A 20,545-nucleotide genomic window follows, 5' to 3' on the forward strand; every position below is an offset into this window, starting at 1 on the left:
AAGGTGCATACCATTAATACTATTCTTAAGCTGTCGAAAACATTAGCAGTACTGATTGCTCTGGCAACTGTGTTTTTTGCGGCCGCTGGACTCAGACACCAGGAATCCGTGAACATTGAACGTGTTTGCGAGGACTCTCCACCCCCACTAATAAACAACTTCAATAGCTGTAGTCTTGTTGATCAAACATTGGATTTCCTTGAAGCGGAAGGCTACAAACCTGTACTCCTAGAAAGCTCAGAAAAGAACAGCGGCCTTCTTCGAAAAAAATTCTCTTTAAAAATACTTGAAGTACCCAACTACAAAATGAACAATAGCACCGGCCCTGCGCAATTCAGCTTTATAAACGGACGATTATTTGCCATATCCTACTTTCCGAAAGCATCAGACGCCGTATTCGAAAGGCATCCAGCAAGTAAATCCGAGACGCTGACTGTAAAACACCTGACCAACCACCAGGGATTGAAATACATATCATGGTCAAACAATCACCTTGAAACCTATATCACTTGGTGGATATCGAGATTCTCATGAGGACTAGCATGTGAGTTACTAAACGTTACGGCTTGCCCCAAGCCGTAACGTTTCTTTAGAGGTATTTGAGCGCCCGGTTTCAATGCAACAGCACTGAAAGCGACTACTTGAAAGCCGTACCCGTGAATCAGCGCTGCCTGAACGAGCAAGACATACGCCGGATCCGCTTATTTGAACCGGCACTCGTCCTTAATGGGCTTGGCGCAATGCGTTGGCAACCAGCGTAAATGCAGGCGAAGGTTGCCGCCGGCTGGGATAGTACAAATAGTAGCCTGAAAACGGTGGGCACCAATCTTCCAGCACGCGCACCAGCCGGCCTTCTTGCAGGTACGGTTCAAACTCTTCTTCTGGCAGGTAGGCAACGCCCAGCCCGGCCACTGCCGCCTGCACGATATGGGTCGACGTATTGAAAATCAGCTGGCCGTCCACTCGCACGTTCACCTGTTTGCCTCGCCGCTCAAAGTCCCAGACATAGAGCCCGCCTGATGTCTGCATGCGCTGGTTGATACAGCGATGGCTCATCAGGTCGCGCGGGGCCTTGGGAATGGCGTGGGCAGCGAAGTACGCTTGCGAAGCGACAACAGCCATCCGCAATGGAGGGCCTATCGGAACGGCAACCATGTCTTTATCGATGGTGTCGCCCAGGCGCACACCCGCATCAAACCGATCCGAGACGATGTCTCGAAATCCGTAACACACGTCAAATTCAACGTTTATATCCGGGTAGTCGTGCAGCAACCCGGTAAGTTTGGGTAACAAGGTCGTGCGCAAGACATGATCACCGCAGGTGATGCGTACGGTGCCTGCGGGCTTGTCGCGCATCTCCGTCAGCCTATCCAGCTCCGTTTCTATTTCATCGAAGCGATTGCCTATCGCTTGCAGCAGCCGCTCGCCAGCGATGGTCGGCGAAACGCTGCGAGTGGTCCGCGTCAATAACCGGATCTGCAAGCGTGCTTCCAGGCCATTGATTGCCTGGCTCAGTGCAGATTGTGTGACACCCAATGCCCCGGCAGCGCGCGTGAAGCTGCCTTCGCGCGCGACCGTGACGAAAGACAGCAGGTCATTGAGATTTCTTTTGATCATGGCGAAACACATCCAAGCCAACTAATTAGCCTTGCTTATAACCTTGTTAAGCATTCATTAGATAGTCGCATAACCGTTCCCAAGTCACCATTAACGCCATGAACAGGAATAAATGCGCAACTGCGATGAAATCGGTCCGGCTTGGTTTGCTGGCGGTGATGCTCGTGCTTGGCAGCTACGCAACGACGAATGGTGCCGCGTCGGCATCTTCGAAAACGGAGCAAACCGCAATGTGGATGACCGTCGGCGAACAACGCTTCGCCATCACCTTGGCCAACAACGCGGCTACCCGCGCGTTTGTCACGTTTTTGCCGCTGACGTTGGAAATGAACGATCTCAACCATAACGAGAAATACGCCACCTTGCCCCAAGCGCTACCTGCCGAAGCAAACCAGCCAGGAACGATCCGCAATGGCGACCTGATGCTGTACGGCCCGGACACCTTGGTCGTCTTTTACACGAACTTCAACTCTACCTACGCCTACACCCGTCTGGGGCAAGTGGATGACACCGCGAAACTGGCTCAAGCGCTGGGTCGGCGGAGTGTGCAAGTGACGTTTTCCAAAAACTGATTACTCCACATCGACAGGACTCCCAATGAAAAAGATCATCGTTTTATTAACCCTTCTTATCAGTTCGCTCTCAGCAATAGGAGCCGATATGTCCAACGGCGCAGATAACTTCTACACCAGCGACGACGTGACCGTACAAAAGGTCAATTTCAAGAACCAGTACCAAATGAACGTAGCCGGCAACCTGTTCATTCCCAAGAAACTCAATGGCAAGGCCAGAAATCCGGCGATTGTCGTAGGCCACCCGATGGGCGCGGTCAAGGAACAGAGCGCCAACCTCTATGCCACGAAAATGGCGGAAAGAGGCTTCGTGACCCTTTCCCTGGACTTGTCATTCTGGGGCGAAAGCGAGGGGCAGCCGCGCAATGCGGTTTCGCCGGATATCTATGCCGAGGACTTCAGCGCCGCAGTGGACTTTCTCAGCGCCCAGCCTTTTGTCGATAAAGAGCGGATTGGCGCAATCGGCATCTGCGGCAGTGGCAGCTTCGTGATCAGTGCAGCCAAGATTGACCCACGCATGAAAGCCATCGCAACGGTGAGCATGTATGACATGGGAGCCGTCAATCGCAACGGTTTGAAGCACTCCCAAACGCTTGAACAGCGCCGGGCTATCATCGCGCAGGCCACACAACAGCGTAATGTGGAGTTCGCGGGCGGTGAAACGCTTTACACCAGCGGTACGGTGCATCAGTTGGACGACAATACGCACCCTATCCAACGTGAGTTCTATGACTTCTACCGCACCCCGCGCGGTGAGTTCACGCCATCGAGCTCGTCCAAAGACCTGACCACGCACCCGACGCTGACAAGCAACGTCAAGTTCATGATTTTTTATCCCCTCAATGACATCAAGACCATTTCGCCTCATCCGATGTTATTCATTGCTGGCGCCGATGCGCACTCCAGGGAGTTCAGCGAGGAGGCTTACAAGCTCGCCGGTCAACCCAAGGAACTTGTCATCATTCCCGGGGCAGGCCATATCGATCTTTATGATCGGGTCGACCTCATTCCGTTCGATAAGCTGACGAACTTCTTCCAGAGCCATCTGAAGTAATATCTGGCCCAGTCGAGTGGCCTATCGACCTACCCCCGCTTAAGCTTACTGAATACTTGCGGCTCCCAAACCCGCATCGCCAGCAACAGCGCAGTCCCTCGTTTCTCTGACAGCGGTGCGCTCAACGATTCGTTGTGAAGCGCCGCCAGTTTGCTGCGCAACTTGTGGATTTCGACTTGCAACTGGGCGTAAGCGGGCTTGGTCAGCATGCCATGGGCAAAGTGCAGGGTTTCATCGGGGACGTCGAATCGGCTCGCCATGAAATCCGGCAGCCCCTGCCGCAGGAAGAACCGTCGGATAGGGCCGTCCGGCAGCCAATCAAAATCTCGCGCGACCAGCAACCTGATACGATTTCCCGGTTTCAGGTCCGCCAGCCCCATCCGCTCCAACACCAACAGACTCTTGATGCACTCAGCTTTTGACACGCAGTAGGCGGACACGATGTCTTCCAGCGACCAGTGATTCAGTGCACACACCGCCACCAGCAACAACTTTTCGTTCGAGACCAGTTGCGCTTCCTGTTCACATGTCAGCATTTGCAGGCGTGGGGTCGATCGCTCTGCCTCCTGAAGCAATTCCGCCATCGTCAGGCCCAGCAACTCACAGAACTGGGCAAGGCGTTCAAGCGTCAGGCGACCGTTGGTGAGCAGACGCTTTACGCTGGGCTCCGACAGATCGAGCGCTTGAGCAACGTCGCGATAGGTCATGCCGGCGGCCTTGAGGCGTTGTTTTAGGGTGGAGATGAGCTGGGCAATCTGGGTCATAAGTATTGATTTCCGATACTACTAGTATCAGCTTAGCGAAATATTAACGAACAAGTTGCGAATTTCGCCACCTCCTCCGATGCTTGAGACTCAGAAGAGCCGAGAAGTCAGCATGTCTATCAAAACCGTAGCGCACGTTCCCCACACACCCGGCGAACCACCCACTGGCGATTTGCGAATTGGAGATATTGTGTTCATCCGCGTCACCGCCCGGCCCTTCCTCGAAGTCGCCAGCGCGACGAACTCATGGACGAATCATGTGGGAGTGGTGGTTGACGACCTTGGCGATGAACCGTTGATTGCGGAAAGTACGTTTCCGCTTGCGCGAACCACCTCAATGACCCAGTTTCTCAAACGCTCCGAGCATGGACGCTGCGCAGTCGCGAGGCTCGCGTTACCCCTCACGGACACCCAACGCACAGCACTCCAGAACGCCGCTGGTCATCGCTTAGGTACGTTCTATGACGCAGGCTTCAACTTAAGCTCGCGGCGCCAGTTCTGTTCTCGTTTCGTTCGTGAGGTCATCGGTGAAGCGACGAACATCCAGCTCGGTGAAGAGGAGACATTCGCGACCTTGCTGCAAAATAACGCCAATCCGAATCTCGCTTTCTGGCGACTGTGGTACTTCGGTCGAATTCCGTGGCGACGTCGTACTGTCACTCCGGCCAGCCTGCTTCGAAGTCCGCACGTACGCGTGGTCTTCGATTCCCAATTGAGTGGCACTGCATGATCAACGACGCGCGAGCACCCACCCTTTCAGGATCGTCGCCCTGTCTCACCCGGCGCAGCCTGCTTCAGGCTGGCATGACCGGGATTGCCTTCGGCGTACTGTCTCCCTGGTCGTCATGGGCAGCACCTTCGGGTGTGCTAGTTAACGACGTGACATTGCTCAACCCAGTCTGGGTGAGCCGTCAGCTTGCTCCATGTACCACCTATGAGATATGTCAGGCGTTGACCCTGTGGACTGGCCCGGTGAGCATCGGTGGTGGTCGCTATAGCATGGGCGGACAGATTGCCACCGAGGACAGCCTGCACCTCGATATGCGTCAGTTCAATCAGGTCATACGCTATTCGCCTGAGAACAAGGTCATACGCGTGCAGTCAGGGATACGCTGGCGCGATCTGCAGACCGTCATCGACCCCCATGACCTTTCGGTAAAGATCATGCAGAGCTATGCCAACTTCACGGTCGGCGGGGCGCTGTCAGTCAATGCTCATGGGCGTTACGTCGGTGCCGGGCCGCTGAGCAACTCGGTACGAGCCCTGCAACTGGTGCTCGCCGACGGTTCTGTAGTGGAAGCCTCTCGCTCCGAAAACACCGATCTGTTTCACGCAGCCATCGGTAGCTATGGCGCGTTGGGGGTCATCACAGAGATCGAACTGGACCTGGCACCCAACGTCACGATGGAGCGCCAAGTACATCCTATGCCGGTTGCCGATTACCCCAAGTTCTTCAATGACCAGATCCGCGGAAACGACCAGGCAATCTTGCACAACGCCGATCTGGCGCCGCCTCACTTTGACCAAGCCACCGCCATCACCTGGCGCACCACGGAAAAAGAGCTGACCGTCGAAGATCGGCTGGTCGCACCGGGACAATCGTACACCCTGGATCAAACCATCATGTGGGGCGTGGCCAGACTCCCCGTTGGCCCGCTGATTCGCAAGGATGTCGTCGACCCATTGCGCTACCTCAGCCACCCAGTGGTACGCCGCAATTACGAGGCCAGCAGGGACGTCGCCTCGCTCGGGCCGATCGCTACCCACAACAGTACCTACGCGTTGCAGGAATATTTCGTACCAGTAGCCCACTTCAACGCGTTTGCAATACAAATGGCCAATCTACTGAAAGCCCATGACGTTGATGCCATCAACATCTCCATCCGACACTCGCCGCCCGACCCTCATACGTGCCTGTCCTGGGCGCGGGAGGAAGTCTTTTCATTCGTACTTTATTACTGGCAACACGTCGGCGTGGCCGACCGCGAGAAGGTCGGCGTATGGACGCGCGAGCTGATCGATATTGCCTTGGCGTTCGGGGGCACTTACTACCTGCCCTATCAATTGCATGCGACGCGACAGCAATTCTCGCGTGCCTACCCTGGTGCACAACAGTTGTTCGCACTCAAGGCACGGTTCGATCCAGACAAACGATTCCGGAACAAACTTTGGGATAAGTACTACGTGGGGTAGCGTCCGGCCGAATGGCAACTACTGCCAATGACGCGCAATCCGGTTGCTACCTCATTCGCCAGCCTCGATCCGGTCGCTGGGAACCGATGCTGCCAACTTGCAGGCAAAGTCTTAAGGCAGTCTGAAGACCGACATTTCAAGAAGTTTTTTACCTTCAAACTTCGGCGATCCGCTTAGAGGCCCCAAATAACTCGATCATTATCGAGCACCGCGTGAAGTCCATAGCCAAGTCAGGAAAAAGCCTGGAAAAACGGAAAGCTGATACCATCCGGAAAATTGACATGCTGAGCAGAACACCATGAATCGCCGCAAGAAAATAAACCAGTTATTGAAGGCTAACGCCAAAAAAGCCAGTGCCAAGCTCGCCCCCAAAAACAAGACTCCATACATCAGCAAAGCCGACCGACTGAAACTGGCGGCTGAAGCCAGCGACGCCCCCATCACGCCGCCGGAAAGCTGATCCACGTCGCTGAAGTTCCATCCTCAGGCCGTTTTGCACGTTAACCAGGCGCTCCAGAAAAGACTGCTGAAGAACCGGGTAGCACTGCCGAATCCCGCATCACTCAACAGTTTTTGAACCGCAGCCTCGGAATGTGGAGGATCGGCGCCTTGAAGAATCTTGCCAAGCTTGACCGTCACTTCTTCCGGGCTGGCGCCATGCTGTCGCCACCGTTGCCCCCAGGCCGCAAGGAGTAACGGTTGACTGGCATACGCATATTGGTTCCCGGCGACAATCAGCGGCGCCCCCGGCTTTAGATGAGCCTGGATGGACCGCAATATTTTCGACTTGGCTTCATCCCCGTCGAGATGATGGAGTACACCGATCAAGGTGGCAGCATCGTACGATCCGTTGGCTACCAGGTCTTCAACGTGCCCAAGATGCAGGGCGGTTCTTCCGAGCAAGTTGTTTGCGGCTAATTGCTGCTTCGCGGCCTCCAGCATAGGCTCGGAGGGGTCGATGGCAGTGAAGTGCCAACCCGGCTCCAACTTGGCCATTGCAATGATCTCTTGCGCCGTACCGCCGGCGCCCACCACCAGTATTTTCGCCGAACCCACGTTCCCAAGGGTCGCCGCCAGCATGCACGCCGCCAGGTCCTGGCAGGCGTCGTATCCCGCGAGCGCAATGCGGCTCTGCCGGCCGTACTCGTTGGCCCGTGAGGTATCAAATTTTTCCGCTGAATTAAACGAGGATGATTTCAAAGCGCAGTTCTCCATGTGCTGAAATCAAGCTACACCTCGCTTAGGAATAATAAAAATTCATTAATTTTATGCGCAGCATTCCCATAAGGAATATCGTTTTCCATCGGCAAAATTTTGCGCGGCCAACCAATTGCGACTTGCGATAAACATATGGAAATACGAATATGCTTTTTTCCGTATGTTCTGGACCGAATTGGAGCTGTGTAATGACTGAGTTCTCCAGCGAAACCCCGCATGACTTCCCAAACCTTGACCTGTCACTCTTCGACTTACCAACAGCGGAAAAACTCGCAAAGGGCGCAGAACCAGAACATAAACCGCGCATACTTTTACTGTATGGATCAACCCGCGAGCGCTCTTTCAGTCAGTTGCTGACCCGCGAAGCGGCGCGCCTGCTGGAGCTCATGGGCGCCGAAACCGCGATCTTCGACCCGTCCGGGCTGCCATTGCCGGACGATGCCCCCGTCGATCACCCCAAGGTGCAGGAACTGCGCGACCTGGTGATGTGGTCGGAAGGCCAGGTCTGGTGCTCGCCAGAACGCCACGGCTCGATGTCGGCGGTGTTCAAGGCACAGATCGACTGGATCCCGCTCGCGCTGGGCGCGGTTCGTCCTTCCCAAGGCAAGACATTGGCGGTGATGCAGGTATGCGGCGGCTCACAATCCTTCAACACGGTGAACCAACTTCGTGTGCTGGGGCGTTGGATGCGCATGGTCACGATCCCCAATCAATCCTCCGTCCCCAAAGCCTTCCTTGAGTTCGACGAAGCCGGGCGCATGAAGCCATCGCCCTATTACGACCGGGTCGTCGATGTCATGGAGGAACTGATGAAGTTCACCTTGCTGGTGCGCGGCAGAGAAACCTATTTGGTCGACCGCTACTCCGAGCGCAAGGAAAGCGCCGAAGCGCTCTCCAAACGCGTTAACCAGAGGTCTATCTAGGTGCAGCGATAGTGATAGGTTCTTCGGTGTGATGTAGAACTTTAACGGACGTTGGCTCATGGCTTGAAATCTGGCATTGATTCAAGCATCCACCCGCTCAATCCAGGACAGGGCGCAGGAAACTACGCTCATAACTCAGAATGAATCGTTGTTCCGTCGCCTGGGTCACCAATTCAACGCACGCTGGATCCTGTTCGGCTTTCCTTCGATAGTTTTCGTAGTCGGCCAGGCTGGCAAAGCTGAACAGGCAGTAGGCGATGTTGTTGGCGCCTTCGGCGGGGAGAAAGTAGCCATGATGAACGCCCCCCATTCGGGTCACCACTTCGATCCATTGGCGCGAGTAGCTCTCGAAAGCTGGGATCTGGTAGGGGTCAATGACATACCTGACATGGCAAGTAATCATGGGCTCAATCCTTTGAAAACTAAAAAAACGGATTCTACACAGGATATGAGGCATGTCGTCGATGATTGCCATTGGCCGAACAACTTCGTTGCTCGCTCCCGCTCATCCCCCGGATCATTACTTCCCTGTCAGGATCGAGCGCTCAAAAAACAAATGCGGCGCTTGCTATCGCAGTGCCTGACGCCCGCGATCAATCATCAACCAGGATCGAAACACCATGGATGAACGCCAAGCAACCATCAAGAACAAGATCCACGCCGTGGTGACGAGCGGCGAATCCGACGAGATTACCTATCGGTCAGAGTGGCTCGGTTACCTGCCCTTCCCGGTTTTCCGATGGGTTGAATATCAGGGTGAAAGCTTTTCCAGCGATTTCCCCTTTGATTGGACCCTTGAGGATCTGGCGAGTCTTGAGTGCACAGGGTTCTTGGAAACACTGGAAGCTTATGAAAACCCGGAAGACAGTTTTGATCGAGATATCAGGTATCGAGTTCATGTTGAGCGCGTGTAACGGTTGGCTGGAAAAATGGAAAAATCGAGGAAAGGAAACATGATCGAGCTGGCGCGGCAAGCAGCTGTTAAAGTGCGCCTCGATAGCTTCTGAAAGCGTTATCCCGCTGAACAAAGCGAGCAAGGTAACAGTCGGAGCAACAAGACCCTCGGCAAAGAAACCTGGCTCATGCCTCTAAGATCCGCTGCCCTCGCTACGTTGTTCTCTTTGGCTGCCAGCGCGGCGGTCGCAGTGCCTGAACCGCTGTGCCTGGAAAGCCTGAAACGCTGCGGCGACCTGCTGCAAAGCCAGCGCCAGGATTGGTGCCTGACCGTGCGCGGACTGGGCAACGCAACGCCGCAACTGAAACTGGGCGCAAAGGTGATACCGGCAGACACGATCCAACGCGAAGGGGACAACCTGCGCTTGCGCCTGGACAGCACCGACTACCAGAGCGGCCCGCTCTCGCTGCAGGACGGCCCACGCGCCAGCAATGCCGCCTGGCTGACGTTGCGCAACAGTCACGTACTGGCCGCCGGAGCGCACGAAGTAGCGAAGAACATGGATGGCCTGACCACCTACCTCGACCTGGTCAGCGTGCTGATCGAGGAAGACCGTGACGGCCGTCAGGAAGCCGAGCGCCTGGCCCGCAGGTATGGGGCAACGGTGGTCGGCAGCATCGCGCCGCTGAACCTGTACCAACTTCGCCTGCCGGCCAAGGACCTGGTGCAGCGTGACGCCCTGGTGTTGCGCCTGGGCAGCGAGACCAGCGTGGACGCCGTGGTCATCGAAGAGTCCTCGGCCGAAGAAACCGAGCAAGCCGCAGACCATCCTGAAGAACCGAAGAAGCCTGCCCTGGACTCCGATGAGTGGGCCGCGAATCGCTTCCTCGACGCGGTGAATTATTACCAACGACGCATCCCCGCACGACAGCCGCCCATCCAGCCGCAACCGGTACGCATCGGCCTGATCGAGCGTGATGTGGATTTCGACACGACGGATTTCGCAGACTACCTCGGCGCCTGCTCACCGCCGCGCACCTGTGTCTACGCCCGCGATGCAGACAAGCCGGACAACCATGGCACAACCGTCGCCGGCATTCTCGCCGCGCGCTGGGACGACAACGGCAACACTGGTTTTCTCCGTGGCCTGGACAAAGCCAGCGGCGGTTTCGAAGTCATCGTCGAGCGGAATTCCGATGCCGGGATCACCGCCAACATCGCCGCCTCCGTCAACCTCGTGGAGGACGGTGCGCGCGTGCTCAACTGGAGCTGGGGCATCCACCGCGTCGGCGCCAAAGACGTCAAAGGCGATGACGTCGACTCACTGCTGCGCTCGGGCATCGCCATGGGTGGATACGAGGAGTTGCTGGAGGAATTCTTCCTCTGGCTGCGCAAGGAACATCCCGACGTCATCGTGGTGAACTCCGCCGGCAATGGCGCTTCGTTCTCGGGCAGCGACGAATATCGCCTGCCCTCCTCCTTCATCACCGAACAATTACTGGTGGTCGGCGGGCACCAGCGCAGCGAGCATACCGACGTCGCCGTCGACGACCCGGCCTATGCAGTCAAGCGCAGTTCCTCGAACATCGACATGCGCGTCGACATCACCGCCGCCGCATGCGCCCACGCCTCGACGACCAACGCCGACCAGCAAGGCGCAGTGCATTGCGGCACGTCCTACGCCACGCCCATGGTCGCGGGACTGCTGGCGGCAATGCTGTCCATCAACCCGCAACTGCAACCCGAGCAACTGCGCATGCTGCTACGCCGCAGCGCCATGACCATCGGCGACAACCACGACTTCGAACAGATGGACGCCGAAGACCTCACCGCGCCCATCCTGCCGTCGGAGCGTCGCTATCAACTCAACGACAAAGACGTCGGCCGCTCAGCGCGGCTGGACATGCAAAAGGCCCTGGACCTGGCCGCACAAAGCCGCGACCGCGTGCGTTAAAAGCCAAGGTCCCGTCCAACTCAAGACGATGTCTGCTTGCGCGGGCAGAACCAGCCATGCATCAGCCCCGCCTGGAAGAACTGTACCGGAGCCTCGAACCCAGCGGTCTCGATGAGACCGGCGACCTGCTGTGTCGGCAAGATAGCCACGTCGCGGGCGTAGGCGGCACGAGCTCTGGCCAGCATCTCCGGCTGTACGCCTGCCGAGGACATCAGCGTCATCCAGTTGCGCAGCAGTGCCTCATAGGCAGGTGACTCGATGTCGGCGGCGAGGTCGGCGTTTGCCAGTATTGCGCCCGGCTTGAGCCGGCGGGCGATCTCGTGGAAGAAAGTTATGCGGGTCTGTGGCTCGAGCAAAAATTGAGACACCAGAAAGCAGGTAGCGCCGTCGTGCTCAGGCTCGGCAGGCAGCGCGTCGAGGTAACCTTGGTGAAAGCTGCAACGCGACAGGAAGCCTTCTTGTACCGCCTTCTGCCGGCAGATATCGAGCATGGCGTCCGAGGGGTCAACCGCGGTGAAATGCCAGCCGCGGTTCTGCTTGGCCAGGTGGACCAGTTCCGCACCGGTGCCCACGCCGACACAGAGAATCCGGGCATTCTCCGGTAAGTCAGCGAATACGGCGTCGAGCAGGCTGTACAGGGCATCACGAATAGGCGCCATTCCCGCCCATTGCTTGTCATAGCCGGCGGCCTGCTGGTCGAATAAGGCCTTGAGTTCTTCATTGCGCATGGAGAGCACCTTCCTTTGCGTCGTGATGGGATGTACCGCGATGGATGTGGCTACGCTTTGAGTATGCCAGGGCTGTCAAGCCCCATAGGTGTCGAAGGTCCGCACCTTTTCATAGCTCCCGCGCGCCCTCACGATCACATCCTTTTTGGAAAGCCCGGCAGCCTGTGCGAAGGCCATCACATGTCCCCCCCACTCGTATTCACACGCCGGGCGAGCACAAACCCTATCGATGACGAGTGCTTTCTGGCGAAGTGTCAGCAACCAATAGCGACTACTACTGCATATCAAAGGCTGGCGTGGCTCGATACAGGTCACACAACGCAAGCACGAACGAAAGCTGGCCAACTTTTGCAGTTTGGTTCGAACAGGTCTGCATAAACCTCGAGTAGAATCTACTGGATCGGCAACCCATGCCTAAGACGTAAAAAACGGTCCCCTCACCGACAACACAGGCAACCGCTGACCACCGGCTGATCAGGGTCGTTCTCAAGAAATGTGACCACGACTTTCATGCCCATCCGAGGCGGCCCAATCTCACAACGCCAGTCGGTGGCTCCCTTCAGCCAACAATGACTCTTGTCGTCAAATCTATCTTCACGGTCCCAGGGGAACTTGACCTTGATCCGCCCGAAGCACCGATCATTCTGGATCTCCTCGCCTTCTGAAGCGACGACTACAGCGGTCTGCATGCTTGGCACCTGAGGTTTCTTGTGAGCCAACGGCGGACGATAGGAAACATTCCACGGAAGAACGACAAAGCGGTTGCGGTAACCCTGATGAAAGTCATCTTCGTTCACAGTGTTGCCACGGGCGACGTTCTCACCCAATACCTGTGGTTGCCGGCCTTCGTGGATGACTTGGGTCAGTAGCCATAGGGTGTTCCACTCCTGGCGCGGATGGCCTGAGATTTCCAGCACATGGCCGCTGACTAACCGAGTCTGGTCACTTTGCCCTTCAGCTTGTCGATAGGCCGCATGGCGGCGCTCCATAGTCCGAAGACGTATCTGCTTGCCATGCTCATGACCGGTAAAACGCTGCGGACTGTCATCTTTTTCAATGTCCAGCTGTTGCTCGAAATCATAGTTGCGGTGCGAAATGCGACTGGTGAGTTGTCCCAGACGCAGGTTGATGCGCTTGATCAGGGGTTCGTCGGCCACCCTATCGCTCTCATGCCGATAAGCAGTGGGTTGGCCAATACTGGGAAAAACCGACTGATCATCGCCAAAGACCAGCACGTGGCCTTGAGTGCTGTGTTGGAAGTGAAAGTGGATACCCTCTTCTTCGCACAAGCGCTGAATGAAGTGCAAATCCGTTTCGTCGTACTGGGTACAGTAGTCACGCTCGGGGTAGGTCGCCCCCAGATGAAACCGATAGGCGTCGCCCAGAATGCCGTGCTCTTCCAGTATCAAGGCGACGATTTTCGGCACCGAGAACTGTTGATAGATCCTCTGGTTGATGCGATGGCGCAAGTAGGCCAGGTGCGGTACGAGGGCCAGCCTGTAGCGCGTCAAACACTCACCGTTACTGCTGTGAGCGATGTGGTAGACCCGTCCATGAATGCCGTTGCCCTTCGAGTCGAAGGTCAGAAAAGCCTCTACGTCGAAGAGGCTCTTGAGATCAAGGTCAGACCGCTCGCTAACAAACTCCACATTGAAGAGGTAAGGCCTGCTGATCGCCTCTTTTCCAGTGAATGCGAGCACTTGAAAATCGTGCTCAAAACCTTCGATGGTCAAACTGAAGTGCGTTTGATTGGCTGGGCTGAACATCCGCTGTTCTCTTCTTACATAAGGCGGCGCAATGGACCGGAAGACCCCGAACAATACTGGGCTGATGGATTAACAAGTACTAACCCACCCGCCCAGCGTTCCTGTATATCGGCGTTTGCGTCTTACTTTCCAGACATACAAATCAAGTCAGATCAGACACCACTCTTCACTTTGGTCCAGATTCGCGTGCGGATCCGCTCCAACTTCAACGGCAGTGGCTCAAGTGGAATAAGTGTCGCGATCGTTTTTTTGTCTGGATAAATCCAAGGATTGTCTCGCAGCTTCTGCTCGACGAACTCAGCGGCATCCTTATTGGCGTTAGGGTATAGCGTGTGATTTGAGGTCTTGGCGATAACTTCTGGTCGCATCATATAATTAATGAACGCTATGCCTTCCTTGGGATGGGGAGCATCTTTCAGCAAAACCAGATTCTCTGACCAGGACAGCGCTCCTTCGCGAGGAAGGCTGTAGGCGATCTTGCGCCCCGTGTTGGCTTTCTCGTTGATGGCCTGCGCAGCAAGGGCACCGTTAGCCCATCCCACAACTGCACAAATATTGCCATCGGCCAGGTCAGCGTCGATTTTGGAGGAGTCGAAATAGAGGACGTAAGGACGAATTTTCAACAGCAAGGCTTGCGCTTTCTGGTAATCATCCGGGTTCTTACTGTTGCTAGGGAGTCCAAGGTAATTCAACGCAATCGAAATGATCTCACTTGGCGAGTCAAGCATTGCCACACCACACGACTGTAGCTTGCTAATGTTTTCCTCTTTGAAGATCAGGTCCCAGCTATTCACCGGAGCATTGTCACCCAACGCGCCCCGGACTTTGTCAACGTCATAACCAATGCCGGTAGTGCCCCATAGATAAGGTACGGCGTAGCGGTTACCAGGGTCATTGACTGCGAGCTGGGACAGGAGATCAGGATCGATGTGTGAAAAGTTACTCAGTTGACTACGATCCAACGGCTGAAGGACTCCCGCCCGGATCAGGCTGGGCAACACATTGGAGGTCGCCACAACCACGTCATACCCGGTGCGCCCGGCCATGACCTTGCTTTGCATGATTTCAGCGCTGTCGAACGCATCCATATGCACGCGCGTGCCAGTTTCCTGTTCAAACTCCTTTGGCGTCTCCGGCGCAAGCAACCCGAACCAGTTATACAGATACATCCCGGGCTCTACGGCCGCTACTGATGTGCTTATCCCTGCACAGAGAAGCGAGGCGGAAAAAATGGTTCGCAAATGTGACTTTCTCATGCAACATCCTTGTCAAGACGATACGCCCTCATGGCCATCGTTAACCCTGGCAGCGAATATACCGGGTGTTACCGAATAGTAAATACCTACGAATACTTACCTTTGACCTGCGAATCCCTAACCCTAAAGGGGTAGAAAATGCCGTTTGACCTCCACAGCCTGGCTTGGCATCGATCGATTGGAAAGCTGATCATGCAGCTGAATCGTCCAGATTTCTGGAGTTCACTTGTTCGCACCTTAAATGAATATGTACAAATCGATAATTGGGTTGTATTGATTTTCAGCAATCAACACGTGCAGGTTGTTAGCCTTCCCGAGATAGCAGACGCGGAAGAAGTCGACGCATTCATTCATCGCTATGTGAAGGGTCTTTACTTGCTGGATCCGTTCTATATAGCCAATCGGGAAAATCCACAGAGTGGTTTCTTCCACCTACTGGATATAGCACCGGAATACTTTCTTGAAACTGAGTATTACCATCAGTACTTTGCACAGTACATCTCCATGGATGAGGCACAGTTCAATGTCCAACTCGACGCCGACAGAACGTTATGCATTTCCATCGGCAGCAAAGTCCGCTTTAGCCAAGAACAAATAACCATGCTGGACATCATAAAACCGTGGGTGACAGCATTGATGCATCAGCGCATGGGTTTTGAAGTTGACGTAGAGAAAACATTGACTGAGCCGCCTCTGTGGCCGGAAACGGTCAATCAGCTTGGCACCCAAATAACCGCACGCGAGAGTGACGTACTCCGTTTATTACTCAGCGGCTTCTCCAATAAGGAAATAGCCGGAAAGCTGTCCCTCTCGGCGGAGACCATAAAAGTTCACCGCCGCAACATTTATGCAAAATTGAATATCAAGTCGCAATCTGAGCTATTTGCTCGATTCTTCATGCCCAAACAGAATGTTCCCGCTACCCATTGAAGCCAGGACACCGGGCTGATTTGTTCGGTCATGCGCCTGCAAGCATCAAGTTCAGATTCTGCACCGCCGCGCCAGCGGCGCCCTTCCCAAGATTGTCAAACACCGCAGCCAGCAAAACCTGCCCGGCCTCATCGTTATCAAACACCGACAATCGCAAATCATCAGTTCCGTTAAGCGCTTGAGGATCAAGGGACGTCAACGCTTTCGCTTCTTGCATCGACATCACCTGTACATGGCGCGCATCGGCGTAGTGCTGCATCAAACACCCATGCAACTGCACCGCGCTCACGCCTGGCGCCAGCAATCGGGTGTGCAAGGGTATGGTCAACACGATCCCCTGCCTGAAAGCGCCATAGGCCGGTACGAACATCGGGCGCTGCGTCAGTCCGCTTTGCTGCTGAATCTCCGGAATATGCTTGTGTGCCAGCCCCAGCCCATAGACCTGAAACGCCGACGCCTGTGCTGCGCCTACTCCCTCATGCTCTTGCACGCCGGCACGTCCTTTTCCGGAATAACCCGACACGGCATGAATGTTCAGCGGGTAATCCCTGGGCAGCAATCCGGCCTCCAGCAATGGGCGCAGCAGCCCGATCGCCCCCGTTGGATAGCAACCGGGATTGCTGACCCGTCGCGCAGCGGCGATGCGTTGGGCCTGTTGCGGATTCATCTCTGCGAAACCATAGGTCCAGTCTGGCTGGGTGCGGTGCGCCGAACTCGCGTCGATCACCCGAACGGCGGGGTTTTCGATGGTCGCTACGGCGTCGCGTGCGGCTTGGTCGGGCAAGCAGAGAACCGCGATGTCGCAGTGATTGATGGCTTCGGCGCGACGTTGCGGATCCTTGCGATGTTCGGGGCTGAGTGTGAAAAGCCGCAGATCGTTGCGTTCGCGCAGACGTTGATGGATTTGCAACCCGGTGGTGCCTTGGTCGCCATCGATGAATACAAGGGGACTTGCCATGGAGTGCTCTCGGCCATTGGAAATCAGGAGCCCAATCTTCAGCGAGGCTCTAAGATAGGAAAAGTTGAATTTACAAACGATGAAATTCAGTTTTTCTGAACAAGGAAATTTTCATGCGCGAAATCAGCCTGGACCGTCTGCGCACGTTGGTGGCGATTGCCGACCTGGGATCGTTTGCCGAGGCCGCCCGTGCGCTGCACCTTGCACCACCCACCGTCAGTCTGCATATCGCCGACCTGGAGGCGCGCGTGGGCGGCAAGCTGTTGTCGCGCACGCGCGGGCGCGTTCAGCCTTCAGCGATAGGGAACACGCTGGTAGAACGCGCGCGGCGCCTGTTGGCAGACGCAGAGCAGGCGCTAGAGGACATCGAACGTCAGGTGCAAGGGTTGGCCGGGCGTGTGCGGCTAGGCGCCTCCACAGGGGCCATCGCGCAGTTGCTGCCCCATGCTTTGGAGTCGTTGAGCCAACGCCACCCCGCTATCGACGTACAAGTCGCGGTGCTGACCTCCCAGGAAACCTTGCAGAAACTGGCCGAGGGCTCCCTGGAGGTTGGTTTGGTTGCGCTGCCGCAGTCCCCGGTGAAGGGCTTGCGGATCGAGCCGTGGCGACGGGACCCGGTCATGGCGTTCCTGCCGGCTCGCTGGGAGTCCCCGGAGGTTGTGACCCCCACTTGGTTGTCCGCCCAGCCGTTGATTTTGAATGACGCCAGCACGCGTCTTTCGCGCTTGACGGCGGAGTGGTTCGCCAGTGATGGGCAACAGCCTGCGCCGCGTATCCAACTGAACTACAACGACGCGATAAAAAGCCTGGTGGCGGCAGGATATGGTGCGACGTTGTTGCCCCATGAGGCGGCCACGCCATTGCTTGATAACAGGATCGTCATGCGGCCATTGAAGCCCTTATTGTGGCGTCAACTGGGTATCGCCCACCGCAGTCTGGACATCGAGCGGTCTACGCAACATGTGCTGGATGTGTTGTGGGAATTGAGTGCGCAGTGATGCCCTCGAATGCGTCTGCGCACGGCGATCCGGCGCCGGATGAGAGCCAATTCCTGAGAGCGGTCAATTCGACCACAGCGCCACATAACCCTCAAAGCAGCCTTTAAGTGGCAGAATCTCCCTAATCGATCGTTTCGGAGACCCTCCATGCTTCGCGTGTTTGAACAAAGACTCGACCCCTTCCCGCCCGACGAGGTACCGCCGCCACCCGAAGGCCTGGCTCGGTTTCTTTGGGCGTGCACACGGGGCGCCCGCGGCTACATCCTTGCCTTTGCGCTGCTCAGCGCCGGAGTGTCGATCTACGAAGCCTGGTTGTTTTCTTTCCTCGGTCAGGTCGTAGACCTGCTCTCGACCTGGCAAGCCGGTGGTGAGGCGGCGGCGCAGGAAGGTCGCGTGCTGTGGGGCATGGGCATCGTCATGCTGGGCAGCATCGGACTGGTAGCGTTGCGTACCATGGTGCAGCACCAGGTATTGGCGATCAATCTGCCGTTGCGCCTGCGTTGGGACTTTCATCGTCTGATGCTGCGGCAAAGCCTGTCGTTTTTTTCCGATGAGTTCTCCGGTCGGGTCACCACCAAGGTGATGCAGACAGCGCTGGCCGTGCGTGACGTGCTGTTCACCCTGATCGAGATCGCCCCCGGAATCGGCGTGTATTTCATCGCGATCATCGCACTGGCCGGCGGCTTCGCCCTGAAACTGATGCTGCCTTTCCTTGCCTGGATCGTGTTGTTCGGGCTGGCCATGCTCTACTTCGTCCCCCGCCTGGGGAAAGTCGGACAGGAACAGGCCCATGCGCGCTCCTCGATGACCGGACGCATCTCGGACGCCTACACCAACATCACGACCGTAAAGCTGTTTTCCCACTCCAATCGTGAAGCGCATTTCGCGCGCGCGGCCATGGAGGACTTCAAACAGACCGGCTTTCGCCAGATGCGCCTGGTCAGCCAGTTCGAGATCGTCAACCAGGCGCTGGTGGTGGGCTTGATCATGGCCGCAGGCGGTTATGCCCTTTGGCTGTGGCACCAGGGCGAAGTCGGCGCCGGTGCCGTGGCGGCGATCACTGCCATGGCGTTGCGTATCAACGGCATGTCGCACTGGATCATGTGGCAAATGACCTCGCTGTTCGAGAGCATCGGCACCGTGCAGGACGGCATGGCCACCCTGACCCGCGGCCCCAAGGTGCAGGATGCGCCGGACGCCGGGGTGTTGGTGACCTCCGGCGGAGCGGTCACCTTCGACAATGTGAGCTTCAACTACAACGGTGAACGCCAGGTGCTCGATGGCTTGAGCCTGAACATTCGCCCGGGCGAGAAAATCGGCCTGGTAGGTCGCTCCGGCGCGGGCAAATCCACGCTCATCAACTTGCTGCTGCGTTTCTATGACGTCGACAGCGGGCAGATTCGCATTGACGGGCAAGACATTGCGCATGTGACGCAGGACAGCCTGCGCAGCGCCATCGGCATGGTCACCCAGGATACGTCCCTGCTGCACCGCTCCATTGGCGACAACATCGCCTATGGCCGACCCGATGCAAGCGACGCACAAATCCGCCGTGCCGCGGTCAATGCCCAGGCCGACGAGTTCATCAGCCAACTGAGCGACCGCCAAGGTCACTCCGGCTACGACACCTTGGTGGGCGAGCGCGGCATCAAGCTGTCGGGCGGCCAGCGCCAGCGCATCGCGATTGCCCGAGTGATGCTCAAGAACGCTCCGATCCTGCTCCTCGACGAGGCGACCAGCGCGCTGGACTCGGAAGTCGAAGTGGCCATCCAGGAAAGCCTCGATGAAATGATGCAGGGCAAAACCGTCATCGCCATCGCCCATCGGCTGTCCACAATTGCGGCGATGGATCGACTGATTGTCATGGACGATGGACGCATCATTGAACAGGGCACGCACGCTGAATTGCTCGCCAAAAACGGCCTCTATGCGCGGCTATGGCAGCATCAGAGTGGCGGGTTTCTGGGTGAGGATCAGTGGGTGACTGAGGCGATGGATCAGGTATGAGCGTGGATGGCCTGGGGTGATCTTCAAGTGGGTGTTTTGGGTCGGAAGCAGCCCTGCTTCCGACCCTATATATCTTGGAAAAAAGTGGTCTATCCCATACCGGTTACGAACGTCTATCTAGGGTCGATGACATCCAGTGCCCGGTTTGCCAATAGCAGACCCAGTTCGATCAACTGCTGCAGCCCTAGTGCAACATGCCGTCGAGAATCCTCCAGGTCGAACGCCAAATCGCCGGCCATGGCATTGGCGGAGGCCAAGGTTTCGCTGAGGTTGGCCAGCAGGCTTTCAGCATCGACGCCCTCCACGACGGTGAACAACTGGTCCGGGGGTGGCTTCTTGTCAGGCTGGGCGGGTTTGGGGTTCAGATAGGAATCGATGACACGTTCGGCGTTGGCGTCGGCTGCGATGTCCAGGTGCAGCGGTGGAACGGGTGGGTCGGGGATGAGTTTGTCCATGGAATGCTCCTAACGTTAGTGGGAGCCGCCACGTTCGCTGCTAAACGAGTGGGTGGCAGCCGTGCGCAGGTTAGCAGACCGGTACGTTAGGAAACCGGCGCACCCGAGGATGCCCTGCGCACAGCCGCCATAAGAATTCGAGCAATAAAAATGCCCGCACTGAAGGCAGTTGCCGTGCGCCTAACGTGATTCCGAGCTGCTAAACCCGACCGCTCAATTGGTGGCGGTGGACAAAGACTAGGCAGCGAAATCGGCAG

The 20,545-nt window shown here is 56.6% G+C and carries 21 protein-coding genes; 12 read left to right on the top strand and 9 right to left on the bottom strand.

Translation table 11 applies throughout. From position 1 onward, the window contains the following. Positions 1-108: 108 nt before the first annotated feature. Entirely contained in the window at positions 109-534 is a 426-nt protein-coding gene (locus V7773_RS09380) for a hypothetical protein (RefSeq protein WP_336073135.1), read from the top strand. 189 nt (positions 535-723) lie between these two features. On the opposite strand, the gene V7773_RS09385 is transcribed toward V7773_RS09380, so the two are convergent. Next, positions 724-1,617 carry a LysR family transcriptional regulator gene (locus tag V7773_RS09385; RefSeq protein ID WP_336073136.1) on the bottom strand — a complete coding sequence of 298 codons (894 nt, stop codon included), beginning with the start codon at positions 1,615-1,617 and terminating at the stop codon, positions 724-726. A gap of 125 nt (positions 1,618-1,742) precedes the next feature. On the opposite strand from V7773_RS09385, the gene V7773_RS09390 reads away from it, so the two are divergent. Both V7773_RS09390 and V7773_RS09395 read left to right on the top strand, forming a co-directional pair. Beyond that, positions 1,743-2,189 carry a cyclophilin-like fold protein gene (locus tag V7773_RS09390; RefSeq protein WP_336073137.1) on the top strand — a complete coding sequence of 149 codons (447 nt, stop codon included), beginning with the start codon at positions 1,743-1,745 and terminating at the stop codon, positions 2,187-2,189. 25 nt (positions 2,190-2,214) lie between these two features. Beyond that, a complete protein-coding gene (locus V7773_RS09395; protein WP_336073138.1) occupies positions 2,215-3,243 on the top strand; it encodes an alpha/beta hydrolase in 1,029 nt (342 codons plus the stop codon). 29 nt (positions 3,244-3,272) lie between these two features. Here V7773_RS09395 and V7773_RS09400 read toward each other — a convergent pair whose 3' ends face one another. Then, complete coding sequence (locus V7773_RS09400; protein ID WP_336073139.1) at positions 3,273-4,007, bottom strand: helix-turn-helix domain-containing protein; 735 nt, start codon at positions 4,005-4,007, stop codon at positions 3,273-3,275. Between the two features lie 112 nt (positions 4,008-4,119). On the opposite strand from V7773_RS09400, the gene V7773_RS09405 reads away from it, so the two are divergent. The 3 genes from V7773_RS09405 to V7773_RS09415 all read left to right on the top strand — a co-directional run bounded on the left by V7773_RS09405 (position 4,120) and on the right by V7773_RS09415 (position 6,660). Continuing rightward, on the top strand, positions 4,120-4,737 hold the full coding sequence (locus V7773_RS09405) for a YebB family permuted papain-like enzyme (protein WP_336073140.1): 618 nt from the start codon (positions 4,120-4,122) through the stop codon (positions 4,735-4,737). Further along, positions 4,734-6,200: an FAD-binding oxidoreductase gene (locus V7773_RS09410; protein WP_336073142.1), complete on the top strand. Its 1,467-nt coding sequence runs from the start codon at positions 4,734-4,736 to the stop codon at positions 6,198-6,200. The genes V7773_RS09405 and V7773_RS09410 overlap by 4 nt, the downstream gene beginning before the upstream one ends. A gap of 298 nt (positions 6,201-6,498) precedes the next feature. Further along, positions 6,499-6,660, top strand: coding sequence for a DUF2986 domain-containing protein (locus V7773_RS09415; RefSeq protein ID WP_072347460.1), 162 nt, complete (start codon positions 6,499-6,501; stop codon positions 6,658-6,660). Between the two features lie 23 nt (positions 6,661-6,683). Here the strand turns inward: V7773_RS09415 and V7773_RS09420 are convergent, their stop codons facing one another. Beyond that, a complete protein-coding gene (locus tag V7773_RS09420) occupies positions 6,684-7,400 on the bottom strand; it encodes a class I SAM-dependent methyltransferase (RefSeq protein ID WP_336073247.1) in 717 nt (238 codons plus the stop codon). A gap of 206 nt (positions 7,401-7,606) precedes the next feature. On the opposite strand from V7773_RS09420, the gene arsH reads away from it, so the two are divergent. Then, positions 7,607-8,341 carry an arsenical resistance protein ArsH gene (gene arsH / locus V7773_RS09425; RefSeq protein WP_336073143.1) on the top strand — a complete coding sequence of 245 codons (735 nt, stop codon included), beginning with the start codon at positions 7,607-7,609 and terminating at the stop codon, positions 8,339-8,341. A gap of 97 nt (positions 8,342-8,438) precedes the next feature. Here the strand turns inward: arsH and V7773_RS09430 are convergent, their stop codons facing one another. Continuing rightward, positions 8,439-8,744, bottom strand: coding sequence for an NIPSNAP family protein (locus V7773_RS09430; RefSeq protein WP_039011797.1), 306 nt, complete (start codon positions 8,742-8,744; stop codon positions 8,439-8,441). A 217-nt stretch (positions 8,745-8,961) separates the two neighbouring features. On the opposite strand from V7773_RS09430, the gene V7773_RS09435 reads away from it, so the two are divergent. Both V7773_RS09435 and V7773_RS09440 read left to right on the top strand, forming a co-directional pair. Beyond that, positions 8,962-9,255, top strand: coding sequence for a hypothetical protein (locus V7773_RS09435; RefSeq protein ID WP_336073144.1), 294 nt, complete (start codon positions 8,962-8,964; stop codon positions 9,253-9,255). A gap of 168 nt (positions 9,256-9,423) precedes the next feature. Next, on the top strand, positions 9,424-11,190 hold the full coding sequence (locus V7773_RS09440; RefSeq protein WP_336073145.1) for a S8/S53 family peptidase: 1,767 nt from the start codon (positions 9,424-9,426) through the stop codon (positions 11,188-11,190). A gap of 20 nt (positions 11,191-11,210) precedes the next feature. Here the strand turns inward: V7773_RS09440 and V7773_RS09445 are convergent, their stop codons facing one another. From V7773_RS09445 to V7773_RS09455, 3 genes are all read right to left on the bottom strand, one after another. Continuing rightward, positions 11,211-11,918: a class I SAM-dependent methyltransferase gene (locus V7773_RS09445; protein WP_336073146.1), complete on the bottom strand. Its 708-nt coding sequence runs from the start codon at positions 11,916-11,918 to the stop codon at positions 11,211-11,213. Positions 11,919-12,355: 437 nt separating this feature from the next. Beyond that, the gene (tssI, locus tag V7773_RS09450; protein WP_336073148.1) at positions 12,356-13,684 is read right to left on the bottom strand and encodes a type VI secretion system tip protein TssI/VgrG; all 1,329 of its coding nucleotides are present in this window, start codon (positions 13,682-13,684) and stop codon (positions 12,356-12,358) included. A 152-nt stretch (positions 13,685-13,836) separates the two neighbouring features. Then, positions 13,837-14,940, bottom strand: coding sequence for a polyamine ABC transporter substrate-binding protein (locus tag V7773_RS09455; RefSeq protein ID WP_336073150.1), 1,104 nt, complete (start codon positions 14,938-14,940; stop codon positions 13,837-13,839). Between the two features lie 138 nt (positions 14,941-15,078). Here V7773_RS09455 and V7773_RS09460 point away from each other — a divergent pair, with 138 nt between their 5' ends. Continuing rightward, on the top strand, positions 15,079-15,870 hold the full coding sequence (locus V7773_RS09460) for a helix-turn-helix transcriptional regulator (RefSeq protein ID WP_063321525.1): 792 nt from the start codon (positions 15,079-15,081) through the stop codon (positions 15,868-15,870). A 28-nt stretch (positions 15,871-15,898) separates the two neighbouring features. Here the strand turns inward: V7773_RS09460 and argC are convergent, their stop codons facing one another. Beyond that, positions 15,899-16,828, bottom strand: a complete 930-nt coding sequence (argC, locus tag V7773_RS09465) for an N-acetyl-gamma-glutamyl-phosphate reductase (RefSeq protein WP_092141637.1) — start codon at positions 16,826-16,828, stop codon at positions 15,899-15,901. Between the two features lie 113 nt (positions 16,829-16,941). Here argC and V7773_RS09470 point away from each other — a divergent pair, with 113 nt between their 5' ends. Both V7773_RS09470 and V7773_RS09475 read left to right on the top strand, forming a co-directional pair. Continuing rightward, on the top strand, positions 16,942-17,826 hold the full coding sequence (locus V7773_RS09470) for a LysR family transcriptional regulator (RefSeq protein ID WP_336073152.1): 885 nt from the start codon (positions 16,942-16,944) through the stop codon (positions 17,824-17,826). 147 nt (positions 17,827-17,973) lie between these two features. Beyond that, complete coding sequence (locus V7773_RS09475; RefSeq protein ID WP_336073153.1) at positions 17,974-19,833, top strand: ABC transporter ATP-binding protein; 1,860 nt, start codon at positions 17,974-17,976, stop codon at positions 19,831-19,833. A 113-nt stretch (positions 19,834-19,946) separates the two neighbouring features. Here the strand turns inward: V7773_RS09475 and V7773_RS09480 are convergent, their stop codons facing one another. Continuing rightward, positions 19,947-20,288 (bottom strand): DUF6124 family protein, encoded by a 342-nt coding sequence (locus tag V7773_RS09480; protein ID WP_253474162.1) that lies wholly within the window; start codon positions 20,286-20,288, stop codon positions 19,947-19,949. Between the last annotated feature and the right edge of the window lie 257 nt (positions 20,289-20,545).

This window comes from Pseudomonas sp. 3JA (assembly GCF_036961705.1).
Classification (GTDB): Bacteria; Pseudomonadota; Gammaproteobacteria; order Pseudomonadales; family Pseudomonadaceae; genus Aquipseudomonas; species Aquipseudomonas fluorescens_Q.

What these genes read in the sequence shown, in the direction of transcription:
- V7773_RS09385 (WP_336073136.1), bottom strand. Translation starts at nt 1,617, where the DNA reads ATGATCAAAAGAAATCTCAATGACCTGCTGTCTTTCGTCACGGTCGCG.
- V7773_RS09390 (WP_336073137.1), top strand. Translation starts at nt 1,743, where the DNA reads ATGAAATCGGTCCGGCTTGGTTTGCTGGCGGTGATGCTCGTGCTTGGC.
- V7773_RS09395 (WP_336073138.1), top strand. Translation starts at nt 2,215, where the DNA reads ATGAAAAAGATCATCGTTTTATTAACCCTTCTTATCAGTTCGCTCTCA.
- V7773_RS09400 (WP_336073139.1), bottom strand. Translation starts at nt 4,007, where the DNA reads ATGACCCAGATTGCCCAGCTCATCTCCACCCTAAAACAACGCCTCAAG.
- V7773_RS09405 (WP_336073140.1), top strand. Translation starts at nt 4,120, where the DNA reads ATGTCTATCAAAACCGTAGCGCACGTTCCCCACACACCCGGCGAACCA.
- V7773_RS09410 (WP_336073142.1), top strand. Translation starts at nt 4,734, where the DNA reads ATGATCAACGACGCGCGAGCACCCACCCTTTCAGGATCGTCGCCCTGT.
- V7773_RS09415 (WP_072347460.1), top strand. Translation starts at nt 6,499, where the DNA reads ATGAATCGCCGCAAGAAAATAAACCAGTTATTGAAGGCTAACGCCAAA.
- arsH (WP_336073143.1), top strand. Translation starts at nt 7,607, where the DNA reads ATGACTGAGTTCTCCAGCGAAACCCCGCATGACTTCCCAAACCTTGAC.
- V7773_RS09430 (WP_039011797.1), bottom strand. Translation starts at nt 8,744, where the DNA reads ATGATTACTTGCCATGTCAGGTATGTCATTGACCCCTACCAGATCCCA.
- V7773_RS09435 (WP_336073144.1), top strand. Translation starts at nt 8,962, where the DNA reads ATGGATGAACGCCAAGCAACCATCAAGAACAAGATCCACGCCGTGGTG.
- V7773_RS09440 (WP_336073145.1), top strand. Translation starts at nt 9,424, where the DNA reads ATGCCTCTAAGATCCGCTGCCCTCGCTACGTTGTTCTCTTTGGCTGCC.
- V7773_RS09445 (WP_336073146.1), bottom strand. Translation starts at nt 11,918, where the DNA reads ATGCGCAATGAAGAACTCAAGGCCTTATTCGACCAGCAGGCCGCCGGC.
- tssI (WP_336073148.1), bottom strand. Translation starts at nt 13,684, where the DNA reads ATGTTCAGCCCAGCCAATCAAACGCACTTCAGTTTGACCATCGAAGGT.
- V7773_RS09455 (WP_336073150.1), bottom strand. Translation starts at nt 14,940, where the DNA reads ATGAGAAAGTCACATTTGCGAACCATTTTTTCCGCCTCGCTTCTCTGT.
- V7773_RS09460 (WP_063321525.1), top strand. Translation starts at nt 15,079, where the DNA reads ATGCCGTTTGACCTCCACAGCCTGGCTTGGCATCGATCGATTGGAAAG.
- argC (WP_092141637.1), bottom strand. Translation starts at nt 16,828, where the DNA reads ATGGCAAGTCCCCTTGTATTCATCGATGGCGACCAAGGCACCACCGGG.
- V7773_RS09470 (WP_336073152.1), top strand. Translation starts at nt 16,942, where the DNA reads ATGCGCGAAATCAGCCTGGACCGTCTGCGCACGTTGGTGGCGATTGCC.
- V7773_RS09475 (WP_336073153.1), top strand. Translation starts at nt 17,974, where the DNA reads ATGCTTCGCGTGTTTGAACAAAGACTCGACCCCTTCCCGCCCGACGAG.
- V7773_RS09480 (WP_253474162.1), bottom strand. Translation starts at nt 20,288, where the DNA reads ATGGACAAACTCATCCCCGACCCACCCGTTCCACCGCTGCACCTGGAC.